Here is a 21,443-nt window from a genome sequence, read left to right as displayed (position 1 = left end):
GCACGCCCGTGATCACCGTACCCGCGCATGTGTCCGATACCACTCACCGGCACCGCCCGGCCTCACCCGTCCCGCGCCGGGTTGTCCACAGGTGGACGGCAACACACCCCGCGACCGGATACCCTTTCACCAGACACGCGACCCATCCCACAACAGCACACGCGGCCGAGGAGTCACCCGGATGAGCACCACCCAGAGCGAGAGGCTGCGAGAGCTGCTGGAACCGCTCGTCACCTCCCAGGGGCTGGATCTCGAAGAGATCGCTGTCGACTCCGTCGGACGCAAGCGGGTGCTGCGCGTGGTCGTCGACTCCGACTCCGGGGCGGACCTGGACGCGATCGCCGATGTGAGCCGCGCGCTCTCGGCGAAGCTGGACGAGACCAACGCGATGGGCGAGGACGCGTACGACCTGGAGGTCGGAACCCCCGGCGCGGAGCGCCCCCTCACCGAGCACCGGCACTTCGTGCGCGCCGTGGACCGGCTCGTGAAGTTCCAGCTGGCCGAGGGCGGCGAGCTGGTCGCCCGGATCCTGACCGTGGACGACGAGGGACTCGACGTCGAGGTGCCTGGCGTCAAGGGCCGCAAGGCCACCGGCCGCCGGATCGCCTTCCCGGAGATCGCGAAGGCGCGCGTGCAGGTCGAGTTCAACCGCAAGGACAAGAAGGACAAGGAAGAGGAGGAGGCGTAGCCGTGGACATCGACATGAGCGCCCTGCGGGGCTTGGTCAGGGAGAAGGAGATCTCCTTCGACCTGCTGGTCGAGGCGATCGAGTCGGCCCTCCTCATCGCCTACCACCGCACCGAGGGAAGCCGCCGACACGCGCGCGTGGAGCTCAACCGGGAGACCGGGCATGTGACCGTGTGGGCGAAGGAGGACCCCGAGGACCTGGAGGAGGGGCAGGAGCCGCGCGAGTTCGACGACACCCCCTCGGGCTTCGGCCGGATCGCCGCCACCACCGCCAAGCAGGTGATCCTGCAGCGCCTGCGCGACGCCGAGGACGACGCGACGCTCGGCGAGTACGCGGGGCGTGAGGGCGACATCGTCACCGGCGTGGTCCAGCAGGGCCGCGACCCGAAGAACGTGCTGGTCGACATCGGCAAGCTGGAGGCCATCCTGCCGGTGCAGGAGCAGGTGCCCGGCGAGACCTACCCGCACGGCCAGCGCCTGCGGTCGTACGTCGTCCGGGTCGCCAAGGGGGTCCGCGGACCGTCCGTGACCCTCTCGCGCACCCACCCGAACCTGGTCAAGAAGCTCTTCGCCCTTGAGGTGCCGGAGATCGCCGACGGCTCGGTGGAGATCGCGGCCATCGCCCGCGAGGCCGGCCACCGCACCAAGATCGCCGTCCGCTCCACCCGCTCGGGTCTGAACGCCAAGGGTGCCTGCATCGGCCCCATGGGCGGCCGGGTGCGCAACGTGATGGGCGAGCTGAACGGCGAGAAGATCGACATCGTCGACTGGTCGGACGACCCGGCCGAGATGGTGGCGAACGCCCTGTCACCCGCTCGGGTGAACAAGGTCGAGGTCGTGGACCTCGCCTCCCGCTCCGCCCGGGTGACCGTGCCGGACTACCAGCTGTCGCTGGCGATCGGCAAGGAGGGCCAGAACGCCCGCCTCGCCGCCCGGCTCACCGGCTGGCGCATCGACATCCGGCCCGACACCGAGCAGCCGGCGGAGTAGGCCGCGCCGCGGCGCGGGAATGAATCCAGGCCGCTGGTGGCTTGAATTACGACAACAGCCGTTCGATCTTTCCCCCAAAGGGGTGAGGTCGATGCGGGGAGGTAGACTTAGCCGTGTCTGGCCGGACGAACGCCGGAGCATGCCCTGAACGCACCTGTGTGGGGTGCCGGGAGCGGACGGCCAAGAACGATCTCCTGCGGATCGTGCGGAGCGAGGACGAATGTGTCCCCGATCCACGCGGTACGCTGCCCGGCCGGGGTGCGTATGTGCACCCCGCCCTGGTCTGTCTCGACCAGGCGGTACGCCGCCGGGTGTTCCCGCGGGCACTGCGCGCCCCGGGAGCGCTCGACACAAAGGCGTTGCGTCGATACGTCGAGCAGGCAACAGTTGCCGAGGAGGCAACGCCGTAAGACATGCCGTACGGAACCCCGTGCGGCCTGGTACCTCGCGAGTCGAAAGCAGGTCGAGATTGCGATGAGCACTCGATGAGTACGCGATGAGTACGCCCATGAACTAGCGACGGTCCGGCTTCAACCCGGACCTCAAAGGAGCGAAGTGGCTAAGGTCCGGGTCTACGAACTCGCCAAGGAGTTCGGTGTCGAGAGCAAGGTCGTCATGGCCAAGCTCCAGGAACTCGGTGAATTCGTCCGTTCGGCGTCTTCGACCATCGAAGCGCCGGTTGTACGTAAGCTGACCGACGCCTTCCAGGGTGGTGGCAGCGGCAGGTCCGCGAAGCCCGCCCCGCGCAAGGCTTCCCCCAAGCCCGCCGCGCCCTCTCCGGCGCAGGCGGCACGTCCGGCTGCCCCGAAGCCGGCGGCCCCCAAGCCCCCGACGCCCGCCGCGCAGCAGCCGGCGGCCCCGGCGGCTCCCGTGGCGCCCGCGCCGGCCCAGGGTCCGCGTCCGGTTCCGGGCCCCAAGCCCGCGCCGCGTCCGGCTCCGGCCGCCCCGGAGTTCACCGCTCCGCCGGCCCCGGCCGCCCAGACCCCGCAGGCCCCGGCCGCGCAGGGTCCGCGTTCCGGTGGCGCCCGTCCCGGTGCCCCCAAGCCCGGTGGCCGTCCGGCCTCCGGCCAGGGTCAGGCCCGTCCGGGCCAGGGTGCGCCGCGTCCCGGTGGTCAGGCCCCGCGTCCGGGTGCCCGTCCGTCCGGCCCGCGTCCGGGCAACAATCCCTTCACTTCCGGCGGCTCCACCGGCATGGCGCGCCCGCAGGCGCCCCGTCCGCAGGGTGGTCCGCGTCCCGGCGGTGCTCCCGGCGCCGGTCCCCGTCCGCAGGCGCCCGGCGCCCAGGGCGGCGGTCCGCGTCCGCAGGCTCCCGGTGGTCCGCGTCCGACTCCGGGCTCGATGCCCCGTCCGCAGGGCGGTCCCCGTCCGGGCGGTCCGCGTCCGAACCCCGGCATGATGCCGCAGCGTCCCGCTGCCGGCCCGCGTCCCGGCCCCGGCGGCCGCGGTCCGGCCGGTGCCGGTCGTCCCGGCGGCGGCGGTGGCGGCGGTCGTCCCGGCTTCGCGGGTCGTCCCGGTGGCGGTGGCGGCGGTGCCCGTCCGGGCGGCGGCGGCGGTTTCGCCGGTCGTCCCGGTGGTGGCGGCGGCTTCGCCGGCGGCCCCGGTGGCGGCGGTCGTCCCGGCTTCGCGGGTCGTCCCGGCGGTCCCGGTGGCCGTGGTGGCACGCAGGGCGCCTTCGGCCGTCCCGGTGGTCCCGCGCGTCGTGGTCGCAAGTCGAAGCGGCAGCGTCGCCAGGAGTACGAGGCCATGCAGGCCCCGAGCGTCGGCGGCGTGATGCTGCCGCGCGGCGGCGGCGAGACCATCCGTCTCTCCCGCGGCGCGTCGCTCACCGACTTCGCGGAGAAGATCAACGCCAACCCGGCGTCGCTCGTCGCGGTCATGATGAACCTCGGCGAGATGGTCACCGCGACGCAGTCCGTCTCCGACGAGACGCTTCACCTCCTCGCCGGCGAGATGAACTACACGGTTCAGATCGTCAGCCCCGAGGAGGAGGACCGCGAGCTGCTTGAGTCCTTCGACCTGGAGTTCGGTGAGAACGAGGGCACCGAGGAAGACCTGGTCGTCCGTCCGCCGGTCGTGACCGTCATGGGTCACGTCGACCACGGTAAGACCCGACTGCTCGACGCCATCCGCAAGACGAACGTCATCGCGGGCGAGGCCGGCGGCATCACCCAGCACATCGGTGCCTACCAGGTCGCGACCGAGGTCAACGGCGAGGACCGGGCGATCACCTTCATCGACACCCCGGGTCACGAGGCGTTCACCGCCATGCGTGCCCGTGGTGCCCGGTCGACGGACATCGCCATCCTGGTCGTCGCGGCCAACGACGGCGTCATGCCGCAGACGGTCGAGGCCCTGAACCACGCCAAGGCGGCCGAGGTGCCGATCGTGGTCGCGGTCAACAAGATCGACGTCGAGGGCGCCGACCCGACCAAGGTGCGCGGTCAGCTGACCGAGTACGGCCTGGTGGCCGAGGAGTACGGCGGCGACACCATGTTCGTCGACATCTCCGCCAAGCAGGGTCTGCACATCGACAGCCTGCTGGAGGCGGTCGTCCTCACCGCGGACGCGGCGCTGGACCTCCGTGCCAACCCGCACCAGGACGCGCAGGGTATTGCGATCGAGTCCCGCCTGGACCGCGGTCGCGGTGCGGTCGCGACGGTCCTGGTGCAGCGAGGCACCCTGCGGGTCGGCGACACCATGGTGGTCGGCGACGCGTACGGCCGTGTCCGCGCGATGCTGGACGACAGCGGCAACACCGTCGCCGAGGCCGGCCCGTCGATGCCGGTCCAGGTCCTGGGTCTGACCAACGTCCCGGGTGCCGGCGACAACTTCATCGTGGTCGAGGAGGACCGTACGGCCCGCCAGATCGCGGAGAAGCGTGCCGCCCGTGAGCGCAACGCGGCCTTCGCGAAGCGCACGCGCCGCGTGTCCCTGGAGGACCTGGACAAGGTGCTCAAGGCCGGCGAGGTCCAGCAGCTGAACCTGATCATCAAGGGTGACGCTTCCGGTTCGGTCGAGGCCCTTGAGTCCTCGCTGCTCCAGCTGGACGTCGGCGAAGAGGTCGACATCCGCGTCCTGCACCGCGGTGTCGGTGCGGTCACGGAGTCCGACATCGACCTGGCCATGGGCTCCGACGCCATCGTCATCGGCTTCAACGTCCGTGCGGCCGGCCGTGCCGCGCAGATGGCGGAGCGCGAGGGCGTCGACGTCCGGTACTACTCGGTCATCTACCAGGCGATCGAGGAGATCGAGGCGGCCCTCAAGGGCATGCTCAAGCCGGAGTACGAAGAGGTCGAGCTGGGTACGGCGGAGATCCGCGAGGTCTTCAAGTCGTCCAAGCTGGGCAACATCGCCGGTGTCCTCATCCGCTCCGGCGAGGTGCGCCGCAACACCAAGGCCCGCCTCATCCGGGACGGCAAGGTGGTCGCGGAGAACCTCACCATCGAGGGTCTGCGTCGCTTCAAGGACGACGTCACCGAGATCCGCGAAGGCTTCGAGGGTGGTATCAACCTCGGAAACTTCAACGACATCAAGGTCGACGACGTCATCGCGACGTACGAGATGCGCGAGAAGCCGCGGGCGTAATCCGGCCGATGGCTCACGCCGGCCGACGGGACGTGTTCCCGTCGGCCGGCGTGCCGTTCCCGGACATCGCCGGGGCGGCACCCGGGTCTCCGGGCCGTCCCCGACCGAACGGCGGCCGGCACGGGACCGACGGAACGGGCCTCCGGCTCACGGTCGATCGACGGGCCTCAGGCCCTCGGCCACCCGCAGGACCCTGTGCTTCGGCCGGTCGGGCGGGTGGGCGAGGCCGTCGCCGGTCCGCCCGCGTCGAAACCCTGTCGAGGCACCGCCAGGTACGCGGTACCGTTTCTTGATGTCCCCGGCCACCCGGCGCAGGGGCCATCGATCCCGTACCGGCGGGTGAACCGGCATACACACATGTACGTGGGGACTCTGTCCTTCGACCTCCTCCTCGGCGACGTCCACTCGCTGAAGGAGAAGCGTTCCGTCGTCCGCCCGATCGTCGCCGAACTCCAGCGGAAGTACGCCGTGAGCGCGGCCGAGGTGGACCATATGAACCTCCACCGACGGACGATCATCGGCCTCGCCGTGGTCTCCGGCGACGCGGCGCACCTCACGGACGTACTGGACCGGTGCGAACGGCTGGTCGCCGCCCGCCCCGAGGTGGAGCTGCTGTCCGTGCGCCGCCGCTTCCACGGCGACGAGGACTGACACGGACCCCGGACCGCACAACCGCAGACCATAGAACGAAGATCCAGGAACAAGGAAAGAACGGGAGCTGGACCAGTGGCCGACAACGCGCGGGCGAAAAGGCTGGCGGACCTCATCCGAGAGGTGGTGGCCCAGAAGCTGCAGCGCGGGATCAAGGACCCGCGGCTCGGCTCGCACGTCACCATCACGGACACCCGGGTCACGGGTGACCTGCGGGAGGCGACCGTCTTCTACACCGTGTACGGGGACGACGAGGAGCGCAAGGCCGCCGCGGCGGGCCTGGAGAGCGCCAAGGGAATCCTGCGCTCCGAGGTGGGCCGTGCGGCCGGGGTGAAGTTTACCCCGACCCTGACCTTCGTCGCGGACGCCCTGCCGGACACCGCCCGGACCATCGAGGACCTCCTCGACAAGGCACGGCAGTCCGACGCCAAGGTGCGCGAGAGCGCCACCGGCGCCATGTACGCCGGCGAGGCGGACCCGTACCGCAAGCCGGGCGACGACGAGACGGACGGCGACGCCGCGGAATGACCCAGAAGCACACCACGCCCGACGGCCTTGTCATCGTCGACAAGCCGTCGGGCTTCACTTCGCACGACGTGGTCGCCAAGATGCGCGGGATCGCCAGGACCCGCCGCGTCGGCCACGCCGGCACCCTCGACCCGATGGCGACCGGCGTCCTGGTCCTCGGCGTCGAGCGGGCCACCAAGCTCCTCGGTCACCTCGCGCTGACCGAGAAGGAGTACCTGGGCACCGTACGCCTGGGCCAGAACACCGTCACCGACGACGCCGAGGGCGAGATCACCTCGTCCACCGACGCCTCCAAGGTGACCCGCGAGGCCATCGACGCCGGCATCGCCAAGCTGTCCGGCGACATCATGCAGGTGCCGTCCAAGGTCAGCGCCATCAAGATCGACGGCGTGCGGTCGTACAAGCGGGCCCGCGAGGGGGAGGACTTCGAGATCCCGGCCCGCCCGGTGACCGTCTCCTCCTTCACGGTCTACGACGTCCGGGACGCGGTCGCCGAGGACGGCACCCCGGTCCTGGACCTGGTCGTCTCCGTCGTCTGCTCCTCCGGCACCTACATCCGTGCCCTCGCCCGCGACCTGGGCGCCGACCTGGGCGTGGGCGGGCACCTCACCGCGCTGCGCCGCACACGCGTCGGGCCCTACAAGCTCGACTCGGCGAGGACGCTGGACCAGCTCCAGCAGGAGCTGACCGTGATGCCGATCGCCGAGGCCGCCTCGGCCGCCTTCCCGCGCTGGGACGTGGACGCCCGGCGCGCCCGGCTGCTGCTGAACGGGGTCCGCCTGGAGATGCCCGACGAGTACGCGGACGCCGGTCCCGTCGCCGTGTTCGACCCCGAGGGCCGTTTCCTGGCGCTCGTGGAGCTGCACAAGGGCAAGGCCAAGAGCCTGGCCGTCTTCGGCTGAGCGAGGGCTCGCCGCCGTGGAGCGGCGGCCGGCACGGGGTGCGCCCCTGCCGCCGCTCCACGGTCCCCCCTCTTCCCCCACTCCTAGGGTTATCCAGCCGCCGCCGCCAATTCACCCGTCCGGGCAGGCGCTCGGAGTGAACCGGGGGAGCGGAAGGGGGCGCGTTCCCCGACCGGCCCGCCCCGCCGATCATCACCCGCCTACCGTCACCACAGGCACGGGCAAGGGCGGGAAGGCAAGACGATGACGGCAGGAGACCCGCGAACCGGCAGCGCCCGCGGGGCTACGGCGCACGGCACGGGTGGCATGGCGGACGCGACGGGACCGACGGAGGTCCCGGCGGACAGGGCGCGGGGCGCGAGAGTGCTCCCGGCCCCCCGCCGGCACCCGGTGGACTCCCCCGGCGCCCTTCGGCACCCGGCGGGCGCCCTCGACACCTGGCGGCGCCCGGAGGAGGCCCCCGACATCCGCCGGACGAACGCCGCCGCCCCCACCCCCGACCCCCTGGTCCACCTCCACGACCCCGCCGGCCGCCCCCGCGGCACCGGGTTCCTCGCCGACCACCACGGCACCCTCCTCACCAGCCACGAAGCCGTCGACGGCCTCGACCGGCTGGTACTGCGCGCCGGGGACCGCACCCGCGTGGTCGCCGCCGAGGAGATCACCGCGCTGCCCGCCCGGAACCTGGCCCTGGTGCGCACCGAGGGCCTGGACGTGCCCCCGCTGCCGCTGGCCACCCGGGAGGACGTCGAGGCGGGTACCTATGTGCGGATCGCCGCCGGGCGCTGGCGCGAGGCGCGGGTGCTGGCCACCACCGAGGTGTCGTACGGCCGCCACCTCCTCGGCGACGCGCTGGAGCTGGCCATCGGGACGGCGGGCCGGGACGCGCTGCGGCCCGGGGGCGGGGCGGCGGGCGGACCCGTGGTGGACGCCCGTACGGGCGCGGTCCTCGGCGTCCTCGGCACCGTCCTGCGTGCCCCGCACCGCGACGCCGGTTTCGCGGTGCCGCCGAGGGCCGCCGACGGTCCCCTCGCCGAGCTGCTCGCCCGCAACGCGGCCACCGTGCCCGCGTACGGCGCCGACCTCAACCTCGCCGGCGTCCTGGAGCTGACCGCCACCTCGGTGGGCCAGGACGGACCGCCGAGGCCCCTGGTCCAGCCGGTCGAACGCGCCGCGGTGGCAGGGGACCTGGCCGACTTCGCGGACGGCGACCGGCCCGTGCTCGGCCTCGTCGGCGTCCCGGGCAGCGGTCGTACGACGGAACTCGCGGCGTTCGCCGCCCGCCGGGGCCGCGCGGCCGCGCCGACGCTGTGGCTGCGCGGTGCCGACCTGGAGGGGACCGACCGCTCGGTGGCCGACGCGGCGCGCCGCGCCCTGGAACGGGCCGCCCGCATCATCGCCGCCGCCCGCCACCTCGACCTCCCCGACCTCGGCGATCTCACGCCCGAGCACCTCGCCGCCCGCGCCGGCGGCCCCCTCCTGCTCCTCCTCGACGGTCCCGAGGAGATGCCCCCCGCGCTGGCCCACCGCCTCTCCGAGTGGACCGAGGGCACCATCGCCTGGCTCCGGGAGACCGGCGCCCGCCTGGTGGTGGCCTGCCGGGAGGAGTACTGGGAGCACGCCGAGTTCTCCTCGGCCGACGCACGGACCACGCGACTCGGCGACCTCGACGCCGAGGAGGCCGACAGGGCGCGGGTGCGGTACGGGATCCCCGAGGGCCTGCTCGCCGGACGGGACGCCCGGCATCCGCTCACCCTGCGGCTGCTGTCCGAGGTGTGGGCCGCGCTGCGGACGGCGCCGTACACCCGTCCCGTCGACCGGCACGAGGTGTTCGCGGCCCACCTCGACCTGATGTGCCTGCGTGTCGCGGTGCGGCTCGCCGCCGAGCGGGGACTGCGCGGCACCGCCGTACGCCGGCTCGCCGCACGGGTCGCCGGGCAGGTGCACGAGGCCGCCCGGCGGGGACTCGGTTCCGGGCAGGGGGAGTTGGACCGAGAGTCCTTCGAGGCGGTGTTCCCGTGGGGGCCGGCCCCCGACCGGCTCGGCGGCGGCACCGGCTGGGCCTCCGCCGTGCTCGCCGAGGGCCTGCTCGTCCCGGCCGGCGGCGGCTACCGCTTCGCCCACGAGGAGCTGGCCGACTGGCTCCAGGGCATGCACCTCGACCTGGACGAGGCCGTGCACGCCCTGGTGCACCGCGCCAGGCAGGAGGACGCCGTACCCGTACCGCGCCATCGCGTCGGGCCCGTCGTCCAGGCCCTGCTGCACCTCGACCGCCGCCAGGGGGCCCGCCAACTCGCCTTCCGGCTCCGCGAGTTGGTGGACGCCCTGGACCTGGACACCGGCTCCTGGTGGGCCGCCCGGCTGCTCGCCGAAACCCTGTCGAAGGTGCCGGACGCGACGCCGTACACCGAGGTGCTGCGGCTGCTCGCCGAGCGCGTCGTGGTCTGGCGGCGCGAACGGCGGCCGGTGCCCGGGGAGTTCGGCCCCGCCTTCTGGACCGGCCTGCCCGTGCCCGCCGCCGAACGGCTGGACCTGCTGCGCCGGCTCGTCCTCGCCGACCCCGCGGCGGGCGCGCCCGGCGAGCGGTACCTCGACGCCGTGGCCCGGCTGCTGGCCGCCGCACCCGGTGCCGTACAGCCGCACCTGACGCGGTGGTTCGAGGACGAGCGGCCGTTGCCCGCGGCCCCGCACGCGACCGTGGCGACGGCCGCGCAGGCCCTGCTGCACACCCATCGGCACGGCGCCCTGGACGCGCTGACCGAGGCGCTGGCCGCGAGCAGCCACCAGCACGCGCAGGAACTGCTCACCGTCCTCGCCGAGGAGGAGCCGGCGGCGCTGTGCCGGGCCGTCGACCGCTGGGCGCACGACGAGCGGCCCGCCCGGCACACGGCCGCCGTGACGCTCGCGCTGCGCGCCGCCCCGCACCTGCGCACGGCCGCCGACCGCGAGCTGCTGTGCCGCGCGGCGGGCGCCGTGCTCGCCCGCCCCGCCGACCACGCCCTGCACGGCGGCGCGCACGCCCTGCTGGCCGGCGACCCGGGCACCCGCGAACGGCACCTGGCGGAGGCGCTGCGCCACTTCGCCGACGGCGACCCGCTCATCCCCGCGACCGCCCTGCTCCCCGCCCTGACCACCCACCCCGAACCGGTCCTGGACGCCTTCCGGACCCGGCTGCGCGGCCCGCACCGGGAGGCCGCCGGCTGTCTGTGCCGCCTCCTTTCCGACGTGACCACCCCGGCCCTCGCGCGCGCCGCCGCGAGCCTGCTGCGGGAGGCGGTACGACCCCACCCGGAGGCCGCCGGCCGGGTCGCCACCGCCGTCGACCGCCGCCTGGATCAGGGGCCCGCCGCCCGCCCGGTCCTGTTCCCCCTGGTCACCGGCCTGCTCCGGGAGGGCCCCGAACCCCTGCGGGCCGCCCTCGCCACCGTCCTCGCCGCCCCCGGCACCCGCGCCTCCCGCCCGCTGCGCCGCGAACTCCTGGACTTCCTGCTCGGCCGCGAGAGGGAACCGTCCGTCCTGGACGCCGTCCTGCACGCGGCGGCGTCGAGCGACGGCCACGGGGAGGTGCGCGCCCTCGTCCACCGCACCGGACTGCTCCTCGGCCGCACCCCCGAGGGCGCCACGCGCTTCGACCGCGCCCTGGTCGATCTCGGGCGGCACGTCCCCGGCTTCGCCGCCCGGATGACCCGGTGGCTCGCCGACACCCCGGACGAATGGGCCGCCGTGGTGGGCCCCAGCACGCGCCGTACCCTGGAGAACCTCGCGGGGGCGCGCGTACCGGCCTGACACCACCTCCGAGCTGCTCCGGGGACGTGCGCCAGGTCACAGCGCCCCCGCCGATGCGGGCCCCGGGCACCCGGCATGGCACCCTTAGACCTGCACAATCGTCAAGGTAGACACGGACACGGGTTCGAGGAGCGGTCACAGTGCAGCGCTGGCGTGGCTTGGAGGACATCCCCGAGGACTGGGGGCGCAGCGTCGTCACCATCGGTTCCTACGACGGTGTCCACCGCGGCCACCAGCTGATCATCAGGCACGCCGTCGAGCGCGCGCGTGAGCTGGGTGTCCCGGCCGTCGTCGTCACCTTCGACCCGCACCCGAGTGAGGTCGTCCGCCCCGGCAGCCACCCGCCGCTGCTCGCCCCGCACCACCGCCGCTGCGAGCTGATGGCCGAGCTGGGCGTCGACGCGGTGCTGATCCTCCCCTTCACCAGCGAGTTCTCCAAGCTGTCGCCCGCCGACTTCGTGGTCAAGGTCCTGGTCGACAGGCTGCACGCCAAGGCGGTCGTGGAGGGCCCGAACTTCCGCTTCGGCCACAAGGCGGCCGGCAACGTCGAGTTCCTCACCGAGCAGGGCAAGGTCTACGACTTCGAGGTCGAGGTCGTCGACCTGTACGTGTCCGGCGCGGCCGGCGGCGGCCTGCCGTTCTCCTCGACCCTGACCCGCCGCCTGGTCGCCGAGGGCGACGTCGAGGGTGCCCGCGAGATCCTGGGCCGTCCGCACCGGGTGGAGGGCGTCGTCGTACGCGGCGCCCAGCGCGGCCGTGAGCTGGGCTTCCCCACGGCGAACGTCGAGACGCTGCCGCACACCGCCATCCCCGCCGACGGTGTGTACGCCGGTTACCTGCACGCCCAGGGCGAGATCATGCCGGCCGCGATCTCGGTGGGCACCAACCCGCAGTTCGACGGCACCGAGCGCACGGTGGAGGCGTACGCCATCGACCGCGTCGGCCTCGACCTGTACGGCCTGCACGTCGCCGTCGACTTCCTCGCCTACGTCCGCGGTCAGGCGAAGTTCGACTCGCTGGAGGCGCTGCTGGAGCAGATGGCGGCGGATGTGAAGCGGTGCAGGGAGATCGTGGCGGCGGAGGGCTAGAACGTTTCTCGGGGCAGGCCCCGCACCCGCTCCACGGCGCTCCTGGCGGACCGCGCCTGCTCCTCCCGCGCCATCCGCAGCCACCTGCGGCGGTGCGGCATCCGCGCGGTCATCCCGCGGCCGTCCGACCAGGTCGGCCACCGCCTGCGGCGGGGCTGCCGCGGCGGCCGACCGCCCGGGTTCGACGCTGTTGCCTGCACACAGCGCGACACCCTCGAACGCCGCATCAACCGGCTCAAGCAGCGGTGCGGCCTGGCGACACGATGCGACATACGTGCCATCGCCCGCCAGGCCGCTCTCCACCTCGCCGCCATCCCCGTCCGGGGGCGACGCCGATCAGCGGGACAGGACCCAGCCGTCACGCCGGTCAGGGCCGGTTCGGCGGCGGATCACCTTCAGCCGGCGGTGCAGGACACCGTCGGAGCGCCGTTGCTGCCCGAGTAGTTGGCGTTGAATCCGAAGGAGGTGCTGGCACCGGCGGCCAGCGAGCCGTTGTTGCTCGCGTTCTTCACGGTGACCGTGTTGCCGGACTGGGTGTAGCTGCCGTTCCAGAGGCTGGTGACCGTCTGGTTGCCGGGGAACGTCAGCTGGACGGTCCAGCCGTTGATGCTGGAGGAGCCGGTGTTGTCGACCGCCACCGAGCCGGTGAAGCCGGAGCCCCAGTCGGAGGAGTTGGTGAAGGTCGCGGAGCAACCGCTGCCGCTCGGAGGCGGGGTGGTGCCACCGCTGCTGCTGCCGCTGCTGACGGTGATGTTGGAGCTGCCGCTGCTCTGGTAGCCCTCGGTGGCCAGGATCTCGTAGTTCGGGGTGCCGAGGTTCAGGCCGAGGTTCTTCCAGGCGTTGAAGATGTTCGCCACGGTGATGGTGCCGCCGGTGCGCTTCGACTGACGGATCGCCCAGTACTGGTCGAACGTCGCGGTGCCCTCGATGGACGGCGCGTTGGTGCGGGTCGTCTTGTACAGGTCGTACGTGCTGCCGTCGCTGCTGACCGAGCCCAGCTTGGTCGCGCCCGAGCTCGGGTTGTAGTTGCCGTAGTTGTCGACGATGTACCACTCGACCAGCGGGTTGGTGGTCCAGCCGTACAGCGACAGGTAGCAGTTGCCGTTGCAGTTCCACGTGCCCGAGTACGAGACCGTGTTGGTCGTGCCCGGGTTCCAGCCGGTGCCGGCGACGACGTTCTGCGAGGCCGTGTTCCAGGTCAGGCTGTAGTTGCTGCCCGATCCCAGGGTCATGGTGGCGCCGCTGGACTGCTCCCAGAACGAGTAGAAGTAGCCGTTGTTGGTGCCGGTGCTGTTGGAGGTGATGGTCGTGTCGGCCTGAGCCGCGCCGGGCAGCGCGAAGGCGACCACGATCATCGCCGCCGCCGCGGCGACGAGACCTCGGACGGCAGCCACGAGGCCGCGCCTGCGGCGCATCTCGTGGGTCAGCGTACTCATGGGGTGTTTCCTCCCTGTGCGGGTGTGGAGGGCCTGCTGTGCGCCGGGCCCCGAGCCGTCACGGGCCGAGACCCGTGATGGCAGGGGCATGACACGTCCGGCCGCCGAGAGCTGCGACCGGAGGCCGGGTCGGCGTGCGGCCCGGAGCGCCGGCGACGGGCACCGGCGATGGCGAACAGTCTGGACGGCGACCGGCGGGTGTCAACAGTTTCGGTAGAAGTTTCGAAATCTTTCTGTCCGATGGATTTTCTCGACGGGGGCATCATTCCTGGTCAGAGGTAGATTCTGGCGATCCGGCCGACGTGATCTTTGAAGTCGACTCAAGGAGTTGCGTATCTGACGGACCGGTGAGTGGTCATCTGCTCGAAAGTTTCGAGCACTGCGAAGCGGTCCTTCTTCAGCGGCTTCGACCCGCGTGACGCGTCCGGGGTGTCGGTGGTCCGGCGGAGTCGGACCGGGGCGCTCACACGCTCCGAAGGGTTTCGTTGCGTCACGACGACGAAGGGCGGCCGGTGCGTGGTGCACCGGCCGCCCTTCGTCATGCCGTGAGCGGTGCTATGGCTGCTGCGGGGGCTGGCCCTGGGGGTAGGGCTGGCCCGGACCCTGCGGGTACGGCTGGCCCTGCTGCGGGGGGTAGGGCTGCTGCTGGGGCGGGTAGGGCTGCTGTGCCTGGGGCGGGTAGGGCTGCTGTGCGGGGTACTGCTGGCCGGGGTACTGCTGTCCCGGAACCTGCTGTCCCGGAACCTGCTGCCCGGGAATCTGCGGTCCCGGGCCCTGGGGGTAGGGCTGGCCCGGCATCTGCTGCTGGCCCGGCATCGGCGGGGCGGCCACCGGCGGCGGGTTGCCGTCGCTGGTCCACAGCCCGTGCGCCTGCTGGTGCCGCACGAAGTCCTCGGCGATCATCGCGGCGAGGTTGAAGTACGCCTCGCGGGTGCGCGGCCGCATCATGTCGAGGTCCACCTCGGCACCGGCGGCCAGGTGCTCGTCGAAGGGCACGACCACGACGCCACGGGTGCGCGTCTCGAAGTGCGACACGATGTCCTCGACCTTGATCATCTTGCCGGTCTCGCGCACCCCGGAGATCACGGTCAGCGAGCGGGAGACCAGGTCGGAGTACCCGTGCGCGGCCAGCCAGTCCAGCGTCGTACTGGCACTGGACGCGCCGTCCACGGACGGCGTCGAGATGATGATCAGCTGATCGGCGAGGTCGAGCACCCCGCGCATCGCGCTGTACAGCAGACCGGTGCCCGAGTCGGTGAGGATGATCGGGTACTGGCGGCCGAGCACGTCGATCGCGCGCCGGTAGTCCTCGTCGTTGAACGTGGTCGAGACGGCCGGGTCCACGTCGTTGGCGATGATCTCCAGACCGGAGGGCGCCTGCGAGGTGAACCGGCGGATGTCCATGTACGAGTTCAGGTACGGGATCGCCTGGACGAGGTCGCGGATGGTGGCTCCGGTCTCCCGGCGCACCCGTCGGCCGAGCGTGCCGGCGTCCGGGTTGGCGTCGATGGCGAGGATCTTGTCCTGCCGCTCGGTGGCGAGGGTGGAGCCCAGCGCGGTGGTGGTGGTGGTCTTGCCGACGCCGCCCTTGAGGCTGATGACGGCGATCCGGTAGCAGGACAGCACGGGCGTGCGGATCAACTCCAGCTTCCGCTGACGCTCGGCCTCCTCCTTCTTGCCGCCGAGCTTGAACCGGGACCCGGCCGCGGCCGGTCGCCCGCTCCTCGCCTTCTGCCGGCGGTTGTTCAGCAGCCGGTCCGCGGACAGTTCCACGGCGGCGGTGTAACCCAGCGGCGCGGCACCGGGGTTGGTGGGCTGCCGCTGATCGTGCTGGATCGGCTGCGGCCAGGCGGCCCCGGTGCGGGGGTCGACGGGGGGCTGGGAGGCATCGGGCTGCTGCGGCGCCTGCTGTGCCTGCTGCGGGAAGCCGTAGCCGCCCTGCTGCGGGGGGTTGGCGCCCTGGGGGAAGCCGTAACTTCCCTGTTGGGCAGGGGTGTTGACGGGGCCGGGCGGCGGGAAGCCGTAACCGGCCTGCGGGGTGGCGGCGTTGGGAGCCGGCTGGGGATGGGGCTGAGGCTGGGAGTGGGGCTGGGGCTGGGGCGGCTGGGCCTGGGGTGCCGGGGGCTGGGGGAAGCCGTAGCCGCCGGCCGCGGCGGGACCGCCCGGGTTCGGCTGCGGCACGCCCTGGGGACCCGGCTGGGCGGGGGGCATGGGCATGCCGGGGTGATGGGGCTGGGCGGCGTGGTTCGGCTGCGGGGGCTGTCCGGGCTGGTTCCCCTGGTTCCACGCGGCGGGCGCGGGCTGCGGGGCCTGCGGCTGGAAGGGCGGCTGCGGCTGCCCCTGCCCCGGCATCGGAGCGGGCTGCTGCGGTGCGGCCTGCGGGGGCAGGGGCTGCTGCGGTCCGCCCTGCTGCGGCATGGGCTGCTGCGCGGGCCACTGGGCCGCGGGGGCCGGGGCTGCGGGCTGGTACGACGGGGGCAGCGGGGGCACGCCGTTCTGCGGCGCGGGCGGGGGCATCCACGCGGGCGGGAAGTCCTGCGGCACCGGGGGAGCGGAGGGGGCGACGGCGTCCTGCGGAGCGGCGTCCTGCGGGGCCGCGTCGTGGACAACGGCATCGTGGGCAACGGTGTCCTGGGGTGCGGCGTCCTGGACGCCCGCGGGGGCCTCGGCCTCTTCCTGCTCGGCCCCGTCCTGACCGGAGCCTTGCGGAGGGGCGTCCGCGTCCACGGCGTCCGAGGCGTGGCTCGTCACCGCGCCGGTCGCATCCGCATGCGCGTCCGTGTGCGCGCCCTCGGGCGAGGAACCTCCCTCACCTCCCTCACCCTTCTCGGCCGCCGCGTCGCCGTCCGCCCCGGCCGGGTCCTCGCCCGCCACGGAGCCGACGGCGGAGGCACCGCCCTCGGAGCCGCCCTCCGCCTCGGACGCGGCCCTGGACCGGTCCTCGGCCGCGGTCTCGGCGGCCGCCTCCTTCTGGAGGGCGGCGGCGCGCTCGGCGATCTCGGCCATCTCGCGCTTCAGGGCGACGGCGGAGAACCGCATGGTCGCCCCGCTCTCCAGATCCCCGTTGCCGCTCTCGGGCTCGGCCGGCGAAGCCTCGGGCTGGACGGGCGGGACCTGCGGCTGCTCCGGCTGCTGCAACTCGAACCCGTCGGGCAGTCCGGGCATCGGAACGGCATCACCGATCGACTGCGCGGGCTGCGGTTGCGTCGGCGGAACCGGCGGGAACGACGTCCCCTGCGGCGGCGTACCGACGGGCGGGGCGGCGACGGCGGGAGCACCGAACGGCGTTCCCACGGGCGGGGTGCCCCCAGGCGTCGTCCCGGCCTCCGGCCCCGGCACCCCCGTACTCCCCGACGGAGAGAACGACGGAAGCCCGGACCCGCCCGCGGTCCCCGGCCCGCCGCCGGTGCCCTGCTCGGCGTAGCCGCCGGTGCCCTGCGCGCCGTTCACGCCCCCGGCGCCCCCGATCGAGCCGCCGGAGCCCGCCGTGCCGGCCGCGTTCTGCGTGTACCAGGCCGGGGGAGCGTAGTCGATGGTGAACTCGCCGGTGGTCTCGACGGCCTCCGCGTCGGGCTGGTCATCGCCGGGTGTGGCCCAGCCCCCGCGCGTCCCGTCCCGATCGCTGCTCACAGTTCCTCCTGGTGTGGTCGAGCACCCTCATGCCGTGCCGGGGCGACCATGTCGTGTCGTTCGAGTCGTCCGTAGTCGTCAGGGGCAGTCCGATCCACGGGTCCTGCCATCACGCCCGCTCCCAGCCTAATCACCACGAGCCGCCCCTCGGCAGGCCCGCCCGCCTGTCGGCTCGCGCACACCCGCTCAGAAGGCATGGCGAAGACCCCGGCCGGCTACCCGAGTTGTCGCACGAAACAGGAGCAACCGGAAGAGGGACGACGAACGGGAAAGAGAAGACAGACGAACAAACGCTCCAGGCGAGGGCAATTCAGTCCATGCGTCGCGGTGTGCCCAGCAACCCGGTCTCGGCGTCGGTCGGTTGGGTCAGCACATATTGCCGATCCCGGTCGGTACACCAGAGGGTGACACCGTCCGGCAGGGCCGGCAGCGACTCCACCTCGGTGCGGGTGAGCCCCATGGTGCGGCCGAGTTCGGCGGCCTCGTCCGGCGAGACCCGCTGGATGCCGGCGAGCCGCGCCTGGCGCAGCAGCCGGGGCGCGACCGGGCTGAGGTACGGCAGCAGGGTCAGCACCGACTGCCAGGGCCCGGCCACCACACGGCCGCGCGGGGGGCGCATACCGCAGTCCCGGACCACCAGGACCGGCGTACCGGCCGAGGCGCCCTGCGGGGGGACCCGTCCGACGTCGTACACCGCCAGGCCGTTCTGCCCGCCGCCCATGGCGTGCACCATCTGCATCCAGGCCTGCGGGCGGCCGGTCTCCACGGCCACGCGGGCACCGGTGGCCGCCGAGCGCAGCGCCAGTACCTGCGCGGTCCACAGGCCGCCGATCAGCACGACGTCGTACGGCGTGGGCCGGTTGATGCCGAGGACGGCCGGCTGGCCCTCGGCGTCCACGCCGGCCACCACGCCGTCGTCGCCGATGGGCAGGGCGAGGGCGTCCAGCAGCTGCGCGGGCAGCGCGTGCCGGCCGTGCCGGGGGCCGAGCAGGCCGAGGCCGTGCCGCAACCGCTCGCCGAGGCCGCGCGGTGCGGCGCCGGCCGCCGTCGGCTGCCGCGTGTCGGGGGAAGCCGTGGGAATCGTCGTCACCGCGCACCTCCGAGCGGCAGTGTGGCCAGCATGCCGGGCAGTTGCTCACGGTCGAGGCGGGCCAGACCGGCCCCGGCCCGCCGGGCCGCCGCCTCCAAGGCGCGCCGCGCCGCCACGAGTTCGTCGTCGCTGCGCCCGGTCACCCGCAGGTGCCCGCACAGCGAGACCTCCTGCCGGTCGCCGCGCGCGAGGGTGAGGCTGAAGGTGGTGGCGAGCGCCGGTATCGCCGTGACCTGCGCGACCAGCTGCGGCAGCGACTCGCCGCGCCCGCCGCCCAGTTGGGGCCAGCGCCGCACCCAGTAGGTGGTGTGCCGCCGGTTGTCGCACCGCCAGCTGCGCCCGGACTCCTCCGTACGCCGCTCCCGCGTCTCGCTGCGTCCCGCCTCCGCGGTGACCAGCGGATTGGCGCAGGCCGAGGTGGCGAGCGCGGCGATCAGCTCCTCCTCGTCGAGCACCCGCGCCCGAAAGCCCGCCCCGGTCAGCCGGCTCGCCAGGTGGTCCGCGCTCCGCACGACACACTTCTGCGCCCCGAGCAACCCGCCCCCACGCGCCGCCACCGCCTCCGCGCAGGCCTCCGGATCAAGCTTCAACGCGATCCAGGTGATCCGCACGGCCGGGGCACCGGTCTGCTCCTGCAACGGCAGGTAATTGGCGACGGCCACCGACTGCTGCGGCAGGTGCAACGCGGGCGCCGGCTGCGTGTGCAGCACCACCTGCGCCGACTCCAGCCGTATCCCGTCCACCTCCAGCGCGTCCCGCACCAGCCCCAACGGCAACGGCTGCCGACTCCGCTCGGCCCGCAACGCGGTGGCGTCGGCCTCGACCTGGAGAACGGCGGTGACGAAGGTGCCGTCGCCGACGATGCCGACGGTACGGCGGTCACGCCCGCCGTACGCGTACGTGCGCAGGCTCGGCTCGCATTCGAGCGCGGGCACCAGCGACGGCTCGGTGCCCGGCGGTATCGGGGTGTTCGCGGCCCGGCGCTTGCGCGCCTTCAGCTCCCGCGCGGTGGTCAGCCACTCGGGCAGCGAGCGCCCCCGGCGCCGGACGAACGCGAGGGCGACCAGCAGGACGGCGACGACCGCGGCGGGCACCAGGGCGACCGGGCCGATGACCCAGCCGACGACGAGCGCGGCCAGCGCGAGTTCCGGCAGCACGAGCCGTTGCATGCGAAATGAACCGGACAGCGTCGGACGGGCGCCCGGACCGGTCGTGTCCGGGATCCGCTGTTCCCCGGGCGGCGCCGGCCGCGATCCCGCCGGTTGCGGACCGGCCGTCGAGGGGCCGGCTCCCCGTCCATGCCGGCGCGTACGAGCCCGCGTCCCGGAAGCCCTCAACTCATCCCCCCATTTTCCTTACAACTTTCTGCAATTCAGCCCCCGAGCAGAGCCCTTGAGGGCCCGGGTACCCTACCCGTTCCACGGAACCGGCCAGACACCAGGCATAGTAGGGGCTCGGTCCGACAACGGTGTGCCGGAGACGGTGGTCTTCGACCGGTATCCGGACGGCCACACGGGGAGAATCAGGGGCAGATGGCATCTCGGCGGGATCAACTCAACGCCTACACCTTTGCGAAGCAGCGCATGCTCGCGGCGTTCGTCCAGCCCTCCTCCGACGGCTCGGAGGAAGCGGCTCCCAAGCCGTTGCGGGCGGTTCTGCCCGGCACCATCGTCGGCGTGGTCGTCATGGCCGTGTTCGGCGCCTGGGGGATGTTCCGCCCGACCGCGCCGCAGGGGTGGGACACCCCCGGTGAAAAGGTGATCATCGCCAGCAAGTCGACCACCCGGTACGTCGTCCTCAAGACCGACGGCAAGACCCAGCTGCACCCGGTGCTCAACATGGCGTCGGCGAAGCTCCTCCTCGCCGACGGCAAGGGCGACGTGGTCACCGTCGACGAGTCGATCCTCGACAGCGGCAAGATCCCGCACGGCGTCACCATCGGCATCCCGTACGCCCCCGACCGCCTGCCCTCCAGCCAGGAGGCCGGCGCCAAGAAGCGCTGGGCCGTCTGCGAGCGCCCGAGCGCGGGCGGCAGGGCCATCCAGAAGGCGGCGTTCGTGCTCGCCGCCCGTGACCTGAAGAAGACCGACGGACCCCGCCAGAAGCTCGGCGGCGGGGACGTCCTGTACGTCGAGGCTCCGGACGGGCAGCGCTACCTCGTGGACGCGCACGGCACCGCGTACGAGGTCGACAAGAACAACGAGTTGCTGCTGCGCACGCTGGTCGGCGCCGGCCGGCAGCCCGAACGCGTGTCCCGGGACTGGCTCGACACCCTGCACCCGGGCGACCCGGTCGCGTTTCCCCGGATCGAGGGAACCGTGAGCGCCCCCGCCGGCATCCAGGGCAGCCTGCCGGCCGCCGCGAACAAGGTCGGCATGGTGCTGCGGGCCCCCAACGGCGACGGCCAGCAGTTCTACATCGTCGAACAGGGCAAGGTCCTGCCCGTCTCGGACTTCACCGCCAAGCTGCTCCTCAACAGCAGGGACCTCGTCGGCCTCGGCCAGGCCGGCAAGGCCCTCGACGTCAGCGCCGGCGCCTTCGTACCCGGTCCGACCGCCTTCGCGGCCGACCGCAAGTGGCCGAGCCTCGCCCCGAAGGTCGTCAACGACGCGGGCACCGCGACCGGCAGCCGCGACACCGTCTGCAACGTCCTCGACCACGTCGACCCCGGCCACGGCACCACGACCCTCAACACCTGGGCGGGCACGGACTTCCCGGCCGAACTGCCCACCGGTTCGTCGAGTGCCTACGTGACCCCCGGTTCGGGTCAGCTCTACCGCCAGTTCCAGGGCACGGACACCAAGGCCGGCGGAGTCTTCCTCGTCACCGACACGGGCCTGCGCTACGCCATGCAGTCCAACGCCGACAGCGGCTCCAGGGGCACCGAGTACGGCATGACGGACAAGCAGCGCAAGGAGTTGCAGCAGGAGGCCCAACTGGCCCAGACACGGCTCGGGTACGCGGGTCTGGACCCCGCCCCGATCCCGGTCGCCTGGTCCCTGTTCCTGCCGACGGGACCGCGCCTGTCGACCACCGCGGCGAGCCAGCCGCAGGGTTCGTAGGAGGGGCC

14 protein-coding genes and 1 pseudogene are annotated in these 21,443 nt (G+C 73.0%); 11 read left to right on the top strand and 4 right to left on the bottom strand.

From position 1 onward, the window contains the following. Positions 1-181: 181 nt before the first annotated feature. The 10 genes and pseudogenes from rimP to ACWDD7_RS33150 all read left to right on the top strand — a co-directional run. Positions 182-688: a ribosome maturation factor RimP gene (gene rimP, locus ACWDD7_RS33195; RefSeq protein ID WP_351879974.1), complete on the top strand. Its 507-nt coding sequence runs from the start codon at positions 182-184 to the stop codon at positions 686-688. A gap of 2 nt (positions 689-690) precedes the next feature. After that, positions 691-1,677, top strand: a complete 987-nt coding sequence (gene nusA / locus ACWDD7_RS33190; RefSeq protein ID WP_351879977.1) for a transcription termination factor NusA — start codon at positions 691-693, stop codon at positions 1,675-1,677. A 113-nt stretch (positions 1,678-1,790) separates the two neighbouring features. Further along, on the top strand, positions 1,791-2,087 hold the full coding sequence (locus tag ACWDD7_RS33185) for a YlxR family protein (protein WP_450460098.1): 297 nt from the start codon (positions 1,791-1,793) through the stop codon (positions 2,085-2,087). 145 nt (positions 2,088-2,232) lie between these two features. Continuing rightward, positions 2,233-5,262 (top strand): translation initiation factor IF-2, encoded by a 3,030-nt coding sequence (gene infB / locus ACWDD7_RS33180; protein WP_450460097.1) that lies wholly within the window; start codon positions 2,233-2,235, stop codon positions 5,260-5,262. Positions 5,263-5,619: 357 nt separating this feature from the next. Further along, entirely contained in the window at positions 5,620-5,913 is a 294-nt protein-coding gene (locus ACWDD7_RS33175; protein WP_285560412.1) for a DUF503 domain-containing protein, read from the top strand. Between the two features lie 75 nt (positions 5,914-5,988). Next, entirely contained in the window at positions 5,989-6,441 is a 453-nt protein-coding gene (gene rbfA / locus ACWDD7_RS33170) for a 30S ribosome-binding factor RbfA (protein ID WP_450460096.1), read from the top strand. Then, a complete protein-coding gene (gene truB / locus ACWDD7_RS33165) occupies positions 6,438-7,343 on the top strand; it encodes a tRNA pseudouridine(55) synthase TruB (protein ID WP_351879992.1) in 906 nt (301 codons plus the stop codon). The genes rbfA and truB overlap by 4 nt, the downstream gene beginning before the upstream one ends. Positions 7,344-7,649: 306 nt before the next feature. Beyond that, a complete protein-coding gene (locus tag ACWDD7_RS33160) occupies positions 7,650-11,129 on the top strand; it encodes a trypsin-like peptidase domain-containing protein (protein WP_450460095.1) in 3,480 nt (1,159 codons plus the stop codon). A 140-nt stretch (positions 11,130-11,269) separates the two neighbouring features. Next, positions 11,270-12,217, top strand: coding sequence for a bifunctional riboflavin kinase/FAD synthetase (locus tag ACWDD7_RS33155; RefSeq protein ID WP_450460094.1), 948 nt, complete (start codon positions 11,270-11,272; stop codon positions 12,215-12,217). Between the two features lie 12 nt (positions 12,218-12,229). Next, positions 12,230-12,568 (top strand): annotated as a pseudogene (locus ACWDD7_RS33150) (IS5/IS1182 family transposase); the annotation flags it as partial. Between the two features lie 44 nt (positions 12,569-12,612). Here the strand turns inward: ACWDD7_RS33150 and ACWDD7_RS33145 are convergent. The 4 genes from ACWDD7_RS33145 to eccE all read right to left on the bottom strand — a co-directional run bounded on the left by ACWDD7_RS33145 (position 12,613) and on the right by eccE (position 19,542). Continuing rightward, entirely contained in the window at positions 12,613-13,653 is a 1,041-nt protein-coding gene (locus tag ACWDD7_RS33145) for a glycoside hydrolase family 11 protein (RefSeq protein ID WP_450460093.1), read from the bottom strand. Between the two features lie 555 nt (positions 13,654-14,208). Then, entirely contained in the window at positions 14,209-17,283 is a 3,075-nt protein-coding gene (locus ACWDD7_RS33140; RefSeq protein WP_450460092.1) for an SCO5717 family growth-regulating ATPase, read from the bottom strand. A gap of 310 nt (positions 17,284-17,593) precedes the next feature. Further along, entirely contained in the window at positions 17,594-18,373 is a 780-nt protein-coding gene (locus ACWDD7_RS33135) for a hypothetical protein (RefSeq protein ID WP_450460091.1), read from the bottom strand. Next, positions 18,370-19,542: a type VII secretion protein EccE gene (gene eccE / locus ACWDD7_RS33130; protein WP_392217122.1), complete on the bottom strand. Its 1,173-nt coding sequence runs from the start codon at positions 19,540-19,542 to the stop codon at positions 18,370-18,372. The genes ACWDD7_RS33135 and eccE overlap by 4 nt, the downstream gene beginning before the upstream one ends. Positions 19,543-19,905: 363 nt before the next feature. On the opposite strand from eccE, the gene eccB reads away from it, so the two are divergent. After that, entirely contained in the window at positions 19,906-21,435 is a 1,530-nt protein-coding gene (gene eccB / locus ACWDD7_RS33125) for a type VII secretion protein EccB (RefSeq protein WP_450460090.1), read from the top strand. The last annotated feature ends 8 nt before the right edge of the window (positions 21,436-21,443 follow it).

This window comes from Streptomyces sp. NPDC001056, assembly GCF_053598955.1.
Note: the sequence above shows the minus strand (reverse complement) of the source record. Positions and strands in the feature narration are given on the sequence as shown.

What these genes read in the sequence shown, in the direction of transcription:
- rimP (WP_351879974.1), top strand. Translation starts at nt 182, where the DNA reads ATGAGCACCACCCAGAGCGAGAGGCTGCGAGAGCTGCTGGAACCGCTC.
- ACWDD7_RS33175 (WP_285560412.1), top strand. Translation starts at nt 5,620, where the DNA reads ATGTACGTGGGGACTCTGTCCTTCGACCTCCTCCTCGGCGACGTCCAC.
- truB (WP_351879992.1), top strand. Translation starts at nt 6,438, where the DNA reads ATGACCCAGAAGCACACCACGCCCGACGGCCTTGTCATCGTCGACAAG.
- ACWDD7_RS33160 (WP_450460095.1), top strand. Translation starts at nt 7,650, where the DNA reads ATGGCGGACGCGACGGGACCGACGGAGGTCCCGGCGGACAGGGCGCGG.
- ACWDD7_RS33145 (WP_450460093.1), bottom strand. Translation starts at nt 13,653, where the DNA reads ATGAGTACGCTGACCCACGAGATGCGCCGCAGGCGCGGCCTCGTGGCT.
- eccE (WP_392217122.1), bottom strand. Translation starts at nt 19,542, where the DNA reads ATGCAACGGCTCGTGCTGCCGGAACTCGCGCTGGCCGCGCTCGTCGTC.
- eccB (WP_450460090.1), top strand. Translation starts at nt 19,906, where the DNA reads ATGGCATCTCGGCGGGATCAACTCAACGCCTACACCTTTGCGAAGCAG.